Origin of the sequence: Massilia suwonensis (genome assembly GCF_042655665.1) — a bacterium.
In the GTDB taxonomy this organism is placed as follows: Bacteria; Pseudomonadota; Gammaproteobacteria; order Burkholderiales; family Burkholderiaceae_D; genus Telluria; species Telluria suwonensis.
The window spans coordinates 2,343,240-2,356,666 of record NZ_JBHSMR010000013.1 but is presented as its reverse complement, the minus strand read 5'-3'; the positions used below and the strand labels follow the sequence as shown (position 1 = coordinate 2,356,666).

The following is a 13,427-nucleotide window of genomic DNA, read 5'->3' as shown; positions in this document are numbered from 1 at the left end:
TTTCACTCTGACAAGCCCAAAAAACAGGGTTTATTCGCAACGCGTTCGCATAGGCTTCAAAACCGGTAGAAAACACATGAAAAAACGCCGCGCCGGCTTGGGGCCGGGCGCGGCGTCGAAGAGGGCAAAACCGTCCGGAAAATCAGCGCATGCCGGGCATCATTCCCTTCATGCCGCGCATCATTTTCATCAGGCCGCCGCCCTTCAGCTTCTTCATCATCGTCTGCATCTGGTCGTACTGGGTCAGCATGCGATTGACTTCCTGCACCTGCACGCCGGCGCCGGCGGCGATGCGGCGCTTGCGGTTGGCCTTGATCAGCTCCGGCTTGGCGCGTTCCTGCGGCGTCATCGAATCGATGATGCCGCACATGCGGCGCACCTGCTTCTCGGCCTGGTCCATGTTGGCGCCGGCCGCCGCCTGCTGGAACTGCGCCGGCAGTTTATCGAGCAGGCCGGACATGCCGCCCATCTTCTTCATCTGCGTCAGCTGCGCCTTGAAGTCGTTCATGTCGAAGCGGCCGCCCGCCTTGATCTTGTTGGCCATGTCGGCCGCGGCCTTTTCGTCGACGCCTTTACGGGCTTCTTCGACCAGCGCCATGATGTCGCCCATGCCCAGCACGCGGCTGGCCATGCGGGTCGGATCGAAGGCTTCCAGGCCATCGAGCTTTTCCGAGACGCCGGCGAACTTGATCGGCTTGCCGGTCACGTGGCGCACGGAGAGAGCCGCACCGCCGCGCGAATCGCCATCGAGCTTGGTCAGCACGATGCCGGTCAAGGGCAGCGCATCGTTGAAGGCCTTGGCCGTGTTGATCGCATCCTGGCCCAGCATGGCGTCGACCACGAACAGGGTTTCGATCGGTTTTACCGCGCCGTGGACGGCGGCGATTTCCTGCATCATCGCTTCGTCGATACCGAGACGGCCGGCGGTGTCGATGATCAGGACGTCGTGGTAGTGCTTCTTCGCCCAGTCCAGCGCATTGAGGGCGATGTCGACCGGCTTGTCGGTCGAGTGGGAAGGGAAGAAGTCGGCGCCGACCTGCTTGGTCACCGATTCGAGCTGGGCGATCGCGGCCGGGCGATACACGTCGGCGGACACCGTCAGCACTTTTTTCTTCTTCTGCTCTTTCAGGTACTTGGCGAGCTTGCCGGTGGTGGTCGTCTTACCGACACCCTGCAAACCGGCCATCAGGATGATCGCGGGCGGCTGCTGCGCGAACGAGAGCTGCGTCGCTTCCGGACCGAGGTCGGCGCCCATCAGGGCGGCCAGCTCGCGCTGCACCACGCCGACCAGGGCCTGGCCGGGGCTGAGCGAGCCGATGACTTCTTCGCCCAGTGCTTTTTCCTTGACCTTGGCGATGAACTCGCGCACCGCCGGCAGCGCCACGTCGGCCTCCAGCAGGGCCAGGCGCACTTCGCGCAGCATCTCGGCGGTATTCGCCTCGGTCAGGCGGGCCTCGCCGCGCATCGTCTTGACGACCTTGGCAAGGCGTTGGGTAAGGTTATCTAGCATGTTCTTGCACCTGACTATATATAAATAGGGGACAGCATTCGGTAATCCGTCATTTTACCCTGCGTACAGCTCGCCCGCCCGCCGATGCTGCTTGCATTACGTGAATTTTTGGGCGCGGTCCTGCGCCTTCTCAAAAACCGGGTTTGCTTTATCCGGCACATTCTGCACTCGCAGAGAAAAATTTCCGTGTGGAATTATTTTTGGGAGGACTGGCATGAGGAGCTTAATTGGCAAAACCCTGGTCGCGCTGGCCCTGGCGGCGGCGGCCGGCGCCCAGGCCGATGACGTGGTGCGGCTCGGGAACCTGAAACTGGCGCATTTCGGCGCCGTCTCGTATATCAAGGAAATCGCGCCGCGCTGCGGCATCCGGGTCGAGGAAAAAATCTTCGCCAAGGGCCTGGACGTGATGCAGGCGATCATCGCCGGCGAACTCGACGTCGGCGCCACCGCCTCGGAAGCGGCGATCTCGGGCCGCGCCGGCGGCGCGCCGATCGTAGTCGTCGCCGGCTTCGCGCGCGGCGGGGCGCGGCTGGTGGCGCGGCCGGATTTGAAGTTGACGGGCGTGGCCCAACTGAAGGGCAGGAAGGTCGGCGTCACCCGCGGCGCGATCCAGGAAGTGCTCCTGATGGCGGAACTGGCGCGCCATGGCCTCAGTGCCGACGCCATGCCCGGCAAGGACGTGCAGCTGGTGTACCTGCCTTTCGCCGACCTGAACGGCGCCCTGTTGAACAGGCAGATCGACGCCATGATGCAGTCCGAACCCCAGTCCTCGCAGGCGATCAACCGCGGCTTCGGCATGGAGGTAATGAAACCCTACGGCACCGCGATCGGCGAGCCGGTGCGCACCATGGTCATGACCGAACAGTTCTACCGGGGGCGCAAACCCGTCGCCGAAAAATTCATGCGCTGCTTCGTACAGGCCACGAAATCCTTCATCGACGACAAGGCGCTGGCCTCGAAATACGTGCGCGACATCGTCTTCAAGGGCCAGATCTCGGCGGACGATTTCGACGACGCCATCGCCAATTCTCCCTTCTCCTACGACATCACGCCCCAGCACATCCAGGCCACCACCGACATGATGGTCAAGACGGGCGTCGGCCGCATGCGCACGCCGCCGCGGGCCCAGGACTGGGTGCGCACCGAGCTGCTGGCCGGGGCCAAGACCAGCCTGCAGATCAAATAAGGAGCAAGCATGGACAAACGGAACTGGCGTGAACTCGGGGTCGGCATGGTGGTGCCGATCCTCGCCATCGCACTCTGGCAATGGGTCGCCGCGGCGGGCCTGGTCAATCCCCAGGTGCTGCCGGCACCAATGGCCGTCTGGCGCAAATGGGTCGAGTACCTGCTGCCGCTGCAGCCGATGACGGAGGAGGGCGCCTGGCTGGCCTGGGCACTGTCGGGCGAACTGGTGGTCGATACGGCGGCCAGCCTGTACCGCGTGGTGGTGGGCTTTGCCATCGGCGCCGGACTAGCGCTGCCGCTCGGCCTGGCGATGGGCGCGAACGCCGCCGTGTATGCCTGGTTCAATCCGCTGGTGCAGATCCTGCGCCCGATCCCGCCGATTGCCTACATCCCGCTGGCGATCCTGTGGTTCGGCCTGGGCGATCCGCCGGCCGTGTTCCTGATCGCGCTGGGCGCCTTTTTCCCGGTGCTGATGAACACCATCGCCGGCGTGCGCCAGGTCGACGGCATTTATCTGCGCGCGGCGCGCAGCCTGGGCGCGGGGCCGGGCACCAAGTTCCTGCGCGTGATCCTGCCGGCCGCCGTGCCCTACATCCTGTCGGGTGTCCGGATCGGCATCGGCACCGCCTTCATCGTCGTCATCGTGTCCGAGATGATCGCGGTGAACAGCGGACTCGGTTACCGCATCCTGGAAGCGCGCGAGTACTTCTGGTCGGACAAGATCATCGCCGGCATGGTCAGCATCGGCATGCTGGGCCTGGCGATCGACATCGGCATGAACCGCCTGAACAACCATTTGCTGCGCTGGCACCGCGGCCTGGAGCACTGAGATGAGCAAGGCAACTCACATTCGTATCGACGGCGTCAACAAAACCTTCGTCAGCGGCCGGCGCCAGGTCGTGGCGCTGCAGGACATCCACCTCCATATCCCGCACGGCCAGTTCACCTGCCTGCTCGGCCCCTCGGGCTGCGGCAAGTCGACCCTGCTGAACGCCGTCGCCGGCTTTTCCCATCCCAGCAGCGGCAGGATCACGGTCGACGGCGCGCCGGTGACCGGGCCCGGGCCGGAGCGCGGCATGGTGTTCCAGGAGTATGCGCTGTTTCCCTGGATGACGGTCGAGCGCAACATCGCCTTCGGCCTCGAGATCGAGGGACAGGACAAGGAGCGCATCGCGGCTACGGTCGAACAGCTTTTAAAAATGCTGGGACTGATCGAGTTCCGGTCGCGCTATCCGAAAGACCTGTCCGGCGGCATGCGCCAACGCGTCGCGATCGCGCGCGTGCTGGCGCTCGATTCGCCGGTCATGCTGATGGACGAGCCCTTCGGCGCGCTCGATGCACTCACCCGGCGCAACCTGCAGGACGAGCTGCTGCGCATCTGGAGCGAGACGAATAAAACCATCCTGTTCGTCACCCACAGCATCGAGGAAGCGATCTACCTGGCCGACCGCATCGTCGTGATGACCTACCGGCCGGGCACGGTCAAGCGCGACATCCTCGTCGACCTGCCGCGCCCGCGCGATCCGGCGGCGCCCGCGTTCAACGATCTGAAACGCGAATTGGGCCATCTCGTCATGGAAGAGCAGCAGCGCCACCACCAGGCCGAACGAAGGATGGCCGTGGTCGATTGAAACGCCAGGCAGGCCGGGCCGGGGCCTGTCACCCGCATGCCGCGATGGTGTAGACTCGCGCTATGCACAACACCCTATTTCTTGCCGCGGCGATCCTGTACGCGGCCTGCGCCCTGCTGGATTCAAAGCGGGGCGCCCTCATTTCCGGCGTCACCGCGCTGGCCTGGGCGGTGCACGGCGCGGCGCTGTGGAGCGACGCGTTCGCACCGAACGGCCTGCGCATCGGTTTCGCCATCATGCTCTCGGCCGCGCTGTGGGTCTCGGTCGGCGCCTACTGGATCGAGAACCGCAATTTCGCCCTCGACGGCCTGCGCCGCCTGGTCATGCCCTGCGCCTGCGCCGTGGCCTTGCTGCCGCTGGTGTTCCCGGGTGCGGTCATGCCGCTGCAAAACCAGTCGAGCGCCTTCGGCTGGCACGTGGCGGTGGCGGTGCTGGCCTACAGCACGCTGACGATCGCCGCCTTCCACGCCGTATTGATGGCCTTGCAGGAGTCGCGCCTGCATGCGCGCGCGGTGCCGGCCGGCGGGACCTGGCTGGGCGGCGCCCTGGACCAGCTGCCGGCCCTGCTGACCATGGAAAAGCTGCTGTTTCGCCTGATCTGGATCGGCTTCGTCCTGCTCAGCCTTACCGTGCTGTCGGGCGTGGTGTTCTCCGAACAGCTGTTCGGCCGCGCCCTGCGCTGGGATCATAAAAACGTGTTCGCGCTGCTGTCCTGGATCCTGTTCGCGGCCCTGCTGGCCGGACGCTACCTGCGCGGCTGGCGCGGCAAGACGGCGCTGCGCTTCACGCTGGCGGGCTTCGCCACGCTGGCGCTGGCCTATGTCGGCAGCCGTTTTGTCCTTGAAGTCGTGCTCCACCGGGGAATCGCATGAGCCGCATCGTATTCTGGATCGCCCTGCTGGTGCTGGTCTTCTTCGCCCTGCGCTCGAAACTGCGCGCGGCCCTGCGCAAGCAGCAGATGCACACCCCGCCGCAGCCGCCGCATGCTGCACCGCCGGCCGCGATCGAGGACATGACCAGCTGCGCCCAGTGCGGCCTGCATTTCCCGGCCTCGGAAGCGCTGCACGCCGACGGGCGCGACTACTGCAGCCCGGCCCATCTGCCGGCCAACACCAGGCTTTGAAGACGGGCTGGCAGGTGTTGTCCACCCACTCGCGCGCGACCTTCTGGCGTTCGCTGGGGGCGCTGACCGTCACGCGCATCGTGATCGCGCTGGTGCTGATGCTGTACCTGGCCTTCGACGTGCGCGACGGCGGCGCCCAGGCGTCCCCGGCGTACGCGCGCATCTGCTTCTTTTATCTGGGCGCCGCCTTCGTGTTCGGCGCGCTGACCCTGTCCTGGCGCCGCCGTTTCGCGGTCCAGCTGACCAGCCAGATCGCGGTCGACCTGGCCGTGATCTCGCTGCTCTACCTGGCCGCCGGCGGCGTGCGCAGCGGCCTGGGCATCCTGTACCTGTTCCCGCTGGCGGGCGCGGCGATCCTGGCGCCGCTGGTGCCGGCCCTGTTCTCGGCGGCGCTGGCGACCCTGTTCGTCCTGTTCGAATCGACCTGGCAGCTGTTTACACGCGACGGCGAACCGGCCCTGATGCAGGCGGGAATGTACGGCATCGCCTTTTTCGCCGTCGTCTGGCTGGTCAACCGGCTGGCGGCGCGCCTGATCGGGCAGGAAGAACTGGCGGCCCAGCGCGGCGCCGACCTGCAGGTGCAGCAGGCGATCAACGAGATCGTGATCGCCGACGTCGGCGACGGCGTGCTGGTGGTCGGGACCGACGGCCGCATCCACACGGCCAATCCGGCGGCGCGGCGCATGCTGGGCATGGAAGCGGCGGCCGGCCTGCGCCTCGACGAATTGCCGGGGCTGGAACCGGTGGCCCACGCTTTCTCGGCCTGGATGGGCACGGCGGCGACGCCGGCGCTGGCCGCGGTCGAGCCGGTATCCGGCGAAGCGGGGCCGGACGAAGCCTGGGTCATATTAAAACCTTACCAGGAGACGGCGGTGGGCGAGGGGGGCCTGCGCGCGCGGCGCGACCAGCCGGCCCACCTGAAGCTGCGCTTCGCCAGTGTCGCCGCCGGCGGCGGTGCGCCCGCGCGCAGCGTGATCTTCCTGCAGGACGTGAGCGCCATCGAAAACCAGGCGCAGCAACTGAAACTGGCCTCGATGGGCCGCCTGACGGCCAGCATCGCGCACGAAGTGAGGAACCCGCTGTCGGCGATCGGCCACGCGACGGCCCTGCTGGCCGAAGACCTGCATGGCAAGGCCGAGGTGCGGCTTTTAAAAATCATCGGCGACAACGTGGCGCGCGTGAACCGCATGGTCGAGGACATCCTGCAGCTCTCGCGCAAGGCCCAGCCGTATGCGGAGCCGGTGCAGCTGGCGCCGTTCCTGCTGGAGCTGAAGAACGAATTCTGCGAAACCCAGGACCTGCCCGAGGAAATGGTGTGGCTGGGCGGCGCCGGCGCGATCGAGGTGCGCTTCGATGCCCTGCACCTGCGGGAGGTGCTGGTCAATTTGCTGGGCAACGCGATCCGCTACGCCAGCCGCAAGCCGGCCAGCATCCGCATCTGGCCCGAGCTCGACGCCTTCGGCACGCTGGAGCTGCACGTGCAGGACGACGGCCCCGGCATCACGCCGGAGGTGCGCGCCCACCTGTTCGAGCCCTTTTATACGACCTCGAGCAAGGGCACCGGTTTGGGCCTGTACCTGGCGCGCGAGCTGTGTCTGAACAATGGGGCTAAACTGGATTACGAATCGCGATTCGATACGAGCGCGCTCGGCCCGCGCAAGGCCAGCGGCCGTTTCGTCATCACCTTCGCCCAGCCGCAGGCGGCTGCTGTCTAATATAGAGGAGTGTATGGCTTCACCCCGCATCCTGGTCGTCGACGACGAAGCCGACCTGCGCGAACTACTGGAGATCACGCTCCTGAAAATGGGCCTGGACGTCGATTGCGCGGCGACCTTGCGCGAAGCGCGCCGCCTGGCCGACGACAATGCGTATAACCTGATCCTGACCGACATGCGCCTGCCCGACGGCCTGGGCCTGGAGCTGGTGCGCGAAGTGTCGAGCACCAGCAAGACCCCGATCGCCGTCATCACGGCCTTCGGCAGCGCCGAGAACGCGGTGGTGGCGCTCAAGGCCGGCGCTTTCGACTACGTCTCCAAACCGGTGGTGCTGGACGAGTTGCGCGTGATGGTGCGCTCGGCCCTGAAGCTGTCGGACCCGGGTGCCGCCCAGGATGCAGGCGGAGGCACGGGCTCGCGCCTGATCGGCCATTCGCAGGCGATGCAGGCGCTGCGCGCCCAGATCGGACGCCTGGCGCGTTCGATGGCGCCGATCGCGATCACGGGCGAATCCGGCGCCGGCAAGGAACTGGCCGCACGCGAGATCCACGCCCAGAGTTCGCGCGCCGCGAAGCCCTTCGTCGCCGTGAACTGCGGCGCGATCCCCGAAAACCTGATGGAGTCCGAATTCTTCGGCCACCGCAAGGGCGCCTTCACGGGAGCGGGGGAGGAGCGCGACGGCTTCTTCCAGGCCGCGAACGGCGGCACCCTGATGCTGGACGAGGTGGCGGATTTGCCGCTGGCGATGCAGGTGAAACTGCTGCGCGCGATCCAGGAGCGGCGCGTGCGCAAGATCGGCGCCACGGCCGAGGAACCGGTCGACGTGCGCATCATCAGCGCCACGCACAAGGATCTGGCCAAGTGCGTCGAGACCGGCGCCTTCCGCCAGGACTTGTTCTACCGCCTGAACGTGATCGAACTGGCGCTGCCGCCGCTGCGCGAACGGCTCGACGATCTGCCGGTGCTGGCCAATGCCATCCTCGCGCGCCTGGCTGGTCCCGGCGGCGCCTCGCTCGGGCCGGGCGTGCTCGAGGCCCTGCGTGCCTACTCCTTCCCCGGCAATGTGCGCGAACTGGAAAACGTGCTGGAGCGGGCGCTCGCCTTTGCCAACGACGGCGTGATCCAGGTCGAGGACCTGTCGCTGAAGGCTGCCCGCGTGGCCGAGACGGCGCGCGTGGAGCCGCCGCCAGTCGTGGCGACGCCGCCCACGCCGGCCGCCGCGCCACCGATGCCCGCCGCGGCGCCGGTCGCGCCGGAAGCTACGCCGCTCGGTCCCGCCTCGCTGCCGAGCAACCTGCCGGCTTACCTGGAGCAGGTCGAACGCGACATCATCCAGCGCGCGCTGCAGCAGACCCAGTTCAACCGCACCCGCACCGCGAGCCTGCTCGGCATCAGCGTGCGCCAGCTGCGCTACCAGATGCAGAAACTCGATATCCAGGCTCCGGAGAATTGATCATGCCGAAACTGTTACGTTATGCCGCGCTGGCGATCGCCCTGATCGCCGCCTTCATGTGGATGCGCCACGAAAAGGCCGCCGATGCCTGCCGCAAGTCGGGCGGGCAGTGGGATGCCGGTACCAATGCTTGCGTGCCGGCGGCAACACCGGCACCCGCGCCGGTCGCCACGACCTGAGTTTGTGTCATCTCAACCCCGATCTTGTCAAAAAGCGTTGCCTTTTCGCCAGTGCAAAACGGTGCGCGCTGCACTGCGATTGGGCAGGGCCACGGTTGGCTGATCAAGGCTTGAGCAGCAGGTTAGTGCTCGCTTACCGGCGACGGCGCATTCGATGTCGAGCGGCGGGAAGTCAAGAGTTCGGGGCATAAAAAACACCCGGATTTGAAAATTTAATCACTTGCGACTTGCGCCGACCAAGTACTACAATTAGTCCATTGTCAAACCACGGCACTAGATCTAGTGGTAGCGGACTCAAGCATCAAAGACATTTGTGTAGCAGGGCAACAATAGTTTACAGTTGCCTATATTTGCTCCAAGCAAAACTAAATCCATCGGCAGCAGCGTTGTCCAGCCCGGTTCTCCAGGCTGGCAGGGGTGCGTTTTGCCTGAACATTTTGTAAATAAAAGGCTGCCCGTGCGCGGGCGATCGATCAACATTAGGCGGCAGTTCGACTGCCCTCCTGGAGGCCCCATGCAGACTTCTCAAGACATTTCCATCCACCCGCACGCGGCACCAGGAACGGCCACCGCGAACAGCGCCGCCGAACTGGCCGCCCGCGCCGACTACCGCATCCTGCGCCGCAACGGCGCCGTCGTGCCCTTCGAGCCGAATAAAATCTCGGTCGCCATGACCAAGGCTTTCCTGGCGGTCGCCGGCGGCCAGGGCGCCGTCTCGGCCCGCATCCGCGAGCTGGTGGAAGAGCTGACCAACAACGTCGTCGCCGCCCTGATGCGCCGCCAGCCGAACGGCGGCACCTTCCACATCGAAGATGTGCAGGACCAGGTGGAACTGTCGCTGATGCGCTCGGGCGAACACGATGTCGCGCGCGCCTACGTGCTGTACCGCGCCAAGCAGATGGAAGAGCGCCGCGCCGCCAAGGAAGCCGCCGGCACCGCCCAGGTCGCCGCACCGCAGATCCACGTGGTGGTGGACGGCCAGCGCCTGCCGCTGGACATCAACGACGTGCACGCCCTGGTCAACGCCGCCTGCGCCGGCCTGGAAAAGCACGTCGACGCCGACGCCATCGTCGCCGAGACCCTGCGCAACCTGTACGACGGCGTGCCGGTCGAAGAACTGCACAAGTCGGCCATCCTGGCCGCACGCGCGCTGATGGAAACCGATCCGGCCTACAGCCAGGTCACCGCCCGCATTCTGCTGCACACGATCCGCAAGGAAGTCTTCGGCAAGGAAGTCGCGCAAGCCAAGGCCGCCGCCGAATACGTCACGTACTTCCCACAGTACATCGCCAAGGGCATCGCCAACGAATTGCTCGACGAACAGCTCGGCACCTACGACCTCGAGCGCCTGGCGAAAGCCATCGTCGCCGACCGCGACCTGCAATTCGGCTACATCGGCCTGCAGACCCTGTACGACCGCTACTTCCTGCACGTGCGCGAAACCCGCATCGAGATGCCGCAGGCCTTCTACATGCGCGTCGCGATGGGCCTGGCCCTGCGCGAAAGCGAGCGCGAAGAGCGCGCCATCGAGTTCTACAACCTGCTGTCGAGCTTTGACTTCATGAGCTCGACCCCGACCCTGTTCAACTCGGGCACCCGCCGCTCGCAGCTGTCCTCGTGCTACCTGACCACCGTCGGCGACGACCTGGAAGGCATCTACGACGCCATCAAGGAAAACGCGCTGCTGTCGAAATTCGCCGGCGGCCTGGGCAACGACTGGACCCCGGTCCGCGCGCTCGGTTCGCGCATCAAGGGCACCAACGGCAAGTCGCAGGGCGTGGTCCCGTTCCTGAAAGTGGTCAACGACACGGCAGTGGCCGTGAACCAGGGCGGCAAGCGCAAGGGCGCGGTCTGCGCCTACCTGGAAACCTGGCACATGGACATCGAGGAATTCCTCGACCTGCGCAAGAACACCGGCGACGACCGCCGCCGCACCCACGACATGAACACGGCGAACTGGATTCCCGACCTGTTCATGAAGCGCGTGATGGAAAAGGGCCACTGGACCCTGTTCACCCCGTCGGAAACGCCAGACCTGCACGACCTGGTCGGCAAGGCCTTCGAACAAGCCTACCTGGCCTATGAAGCCAAGGCCGAGCGCGGCGAACTGCGCGTGTTCAAGAAGATCGAAGCGCTCGACCTGTGGCGCAAGATGCTGTCGATGCTGTTCGAAACCGGCCACCCATGGATCACCTTCAAGGATCCGTGCAACATCCGTTCGCCGCAGCAGCACATCGGCGTCGTGCACTCGTCGAACCTGTGCACCGAGATCACCCTGAACACCAGCGCCGACGAAATCGCCGTCTGCAACCTGGGTTCGGTGAACCTGCCGCAGCACATGAAGGGCGATGGCCTGGACCACGTGAAGCTGCAGAAGACGATCCGCACCGCGATGCGCATGCTCGACAACGTCATCGATATCAACTACTACGCCGTCGAAAAGGCCCGTAATTCGAACCTGCGCCACCGTCCGGTCGGCATGGGCATCATGGGTCACCAGGACTGCCTGCACATGATGCGCGTGCCGTTCGCGTCCGATAAAGCCGTGGAATTCGCCGACAAGTCGATGGAAGCCGTCTGCTACTACGCTTACCTGGCTTCGACCGAGCTGGCCGAAGAGCGCGGCCGCTACGAGTCGTACACCGGTTCGCTGTGGGACCGCGGCATCCTGCCGCAAGACTCGATCAAGCTGCTGGCGGAAGAACGCGGCGGCTACCTCGAGCAGGACACCAGCGAATCGATGGACTGGACCGTGGTGCGCGAGCGTATCAAACAGTTCGGCATGCGTAACTCGAACTGCGTGGCGATCGCCCCGACCGCGACGATCTCGAACATCATCGGCGTCTCGGCCTGCATCGAGCCGACGTTCCAGAACCTGTACGTGAAGTCGAACCTGTCGGGCGAATTCACCGAGATCAACTCCTACCTGGTGCGCGACCTGAAGGCACGCGACCTGTGGGACGAGGTCATGATCGCCGACCTGAAGTACTTCGACGGTTCGCTTTCCAAGATCGACCGCGTGCCGCAAGACCTGCGCGACATCTACGCCACCGCCTTCGAAGTCGAGCCGAAGTGGCTGGTCGAGCAGGCATCGCGCCGCCAGAAGTGGATCGACCAGGCCCAGTCGCTGAACATCTACATGGCCGGCGCCTCGGGCAAGAAGCTGGATGAAACCTATAAACTGGCCTGGCTGCGCGGCCTGAAGACGACCTACTACCTGCGCACCATCGCGGCGACGCACATGGAGAAGTCGACCACCCGCACCGGCGCCCTGAACGCGGTGCCGGTCTCGGGCGGCCTGGCGGCCGGTCACGCGGCGCCTGCGGCCCCGGTTGCGGCTCCTGCAGCAACGCCGGACGTGGTGGAAGGCGCGGCCTGCTACCTGCGTCCGGGCGATGCCGGCTTCGACGAATGCGAAGCTTGCCAATAAGCCGCTTTTTAACTAATTAATCCACGCCCGGCCAAGTGCCGGGCGCTGCCGTCAAAGAATTCAAGAGGAACGATCATGCTGTCATGGGACGATGAACCAAGCAGCGCGCCGGTAGCGCGCGCACCGCAAGCCGGCGCCCAGCCGGAAGCCGCCGCCGCGGAAGTCGCCAAGCGCGTCAACGCCGACGACAAGCGCATCATCAACGGCCAGACCGACGTCAACCAGCTGGTGCCCTTCAAGTACAAATGGGCCTGGGACAAGTACCTGGCCGGCTGCGCGAATCACTGGATGCCGCAGGAAGTGAACATGCAGCGCGACATCGAGCTGTGGAAGAGCCCGAACGGCCTGTCGGAAGACGAGCGCCGCCTGGTCAAGCGCAACCTCGGCTTCTTCGTCACCGCCGACTCGCTGGCCGCCAACAACATCGTGCTGGGCACCTACCGCCACATCACGGCCCCGGAATGCCGCCAGTACCTGCTGCGCCAGGCCTTCGAGGAGGCGATCCACACCCACGCCTACCAGTACATCGTCGAGTCGCTGGGCCTGGACGAGCGCGAGATCTTCAACGCCTACAACGAGATCCCGTCGATCCACGACAAGGACCAGTTCCTGATCCCGTACATCAACGTCCTGACCGACCCTGACTTCAAGACCGGCACCCTGGAAGCCGACCAGACCCTGCTGAAGTCGATCATCGTCTTCGCCTGCATGATGGAAGGCCTGTTCTTCTACGTCGGCTTCACCCAGATCCTGGCGCTCGGTCGTCAAAATAAAATGACCGGCGCCGCCGAGCAGTACCAGTACATCCTGCGCGACGAGTCGATGCACGTGAACTTCGGCATCGACCTGATCAACACGATCAAGATGGAAAACCCGCTGCTGTGGACCCAGGCGTTCAAGGACGAGATCAAGGCCCTGTTCCTGCAGGCCGTCGAACTCGAATACCGCTACGCCGAAGACACCATGCCGCGCGGCGTGCTGGGCCTGAACGCCACCATGTTCAAAGGCTACCTGCGCTTCATCGCGAATCGCCGCGCCGTGCAGATCGGCCTCGATCCGCTGTTCCCGGCCGAAGAAAATCCATTCCCATGGATGAGCGAAATGATCGACCTGAAGAAGGAGCGTAACTTCTTCGAGACGCGCGTGACCGAGTACCAGACCGGTGGTGCGCTGAACTGGGATTGATTCCAGCCTGTTCGAA

The 13,427-nt window shown here is 65.1% G+C and carries 11 protein-coding genes; 10 read left to right on the top strand and 1 reads right to left on the bottom strand.

Annotated features, from left to right (window positions below; translation table 11 throughout):
• Window positions 1-142: 142 nt before the first annotated feature.
• Window positions 143-1,510 carry a signal recognition particle protein gene (gene ffh, locus ACFPQ5_RS18630; RefSeq protein WP_136221208.1) on the bottom strand — a complete coding sequence of 456 codons (1,368 nt, stop codon included), beginning with the start codon at window positions 1,508-1,510 and terminating at the stop codon, window positions 143-145.
• Window positions 1,511-1,724: 214 nt separating this feature from the next.
• Between ffh and ACFPQ5_RS18625 the strand changes: the two genes are divergently transcribed.
• The 10 genes from ACFPQ5_RS18625 to ACFPQ5_RS18580 all read left to right on the top strand — a co-directional run bounded on the left by ACFPQ5_RS18625 (window position 1,725) and on the right by ACFPQ5_RS18580 (window position 13,411).
• A complete protein-coding gene (locus tag ACFPQ5_RS18625) occupies window positions 1,725-2,696 on the top strand; it encodes an ABC transporter substrate-binding protein (RefSeq protein ID WP_379759139.1) in 972 nt (323 codons plus the stop codon).
• A gap of 9 nt (window positions 2,697-2,705) precedes the next feature.
• On the top strand, window positions 2,706-3,524 hold the full coding sequence (locus ACFPQ5_RS18620) for an ABC transporter permease (RefSeq protein WP_379759136.1): 819 nt from the start codon (window positions 2,706-2,708) through the stop codon (window positions 3,522-3,524).
• A 1-nt stretch (window position 3,525) separates the two neighbouring features.
• Complete coding sequence (locus ACFPQ5_RS18615; protein WP_379759133.1) at window positions 3,526-4,326, top strand: ABC transporter ATP-binding protein; 801 nt, start codon at window positions 3,526-3,528, stop codon at window positions 4,324-4,326.
• 62 nt (window positions 4,327-4,388) lie between these two features.
• Window positions 4,389-5,198, top strand: coding sequence for a cytochrome C assembly family protein (locus ACFPQ5_RS18610; protein ID WP_379759130.1), 810 nt, complete (start codon window positions 4,389-4,391; stop codon window positions 5,196-5,198).
• Window positions 5,195-5,449: a PP0621 family protein gene (locus ACFPQ5_RS18605; protein ID WP_379759127.1), complete on the top strand. Its 255-nt coding sequence runs from the start codon at window positions 5,195-5,197 to the stop codon at window positions 5,447-5,449. Before ACFPQ5_RS18610 ends, ACFPQ5_RS18605 begins: the two co-directional genes overlap by 4 nt.
• A 14-nt stretch (window positions 5,450-5,463) precedes the next feature.
• Window positions 5,464-7,164, top strand: coding sequence for a sensor histidine kinase (locus ACFPQ5_RS18600; protein WP_379759124.1), 1,701 nt, complete (start codon window positions 5,464-5,466; stop codon window positions 7,162-7,164).
• A 13-nt stretch (window positions 7,165-7,177) separates the two neighbouring features.
• Window positions 7,178-8,617, top strand: a complete 1,440-nt coding sequence (locus ACFPQ5_RS18595) for a sigma-54-dependent transcriptional regulator (protein WP_379759121.1) — start codon at window positions 7,178-7,180, stop codon at window positions 8,615-8,617.
• Between the two features lie 2 nt (window positions 8,618-8,619).
• Window positions 8,620-8,796, top strand: coding sequence for a hypothetical protein (locus ACFPQ5_RS18590; protein ID WP_379759118.1), 177 nt, complete (start codon window positions 8,620-8,622; stop codon window positions 8,794-8,796).
• A gap of 514 nt (window positions 8,797-9,310) precedes the next feature.
• Window positions 9,311-12,226 (top strand): ribonucleoside-diphosphate reductase subunit alpha, encoded by a 2,916-nt coding sequence (locus ACFPQ5_RS18585; protein ID WP_379759115.1) that lies wholly within the window; start codon window positions 9,311-9,313, stop codon window positions 12,224-12,226.
• Window positions 12,227-12,301: 75 nt separating this feature from the next.
• A complete protein-coding gene (locus ACFPQ5_RS18580; RefSeq protein WP_210736020.1) occupies window positions 12,302-13,411 on the top strand; it encodes a ribonucleotide-diphosphate reductase subunit beta in 1,110 nt (369 codons plus the stop codon).
• The last annotated feature ends 16 nt before the right edge of the window (window positions 13,412-13,427 follow it).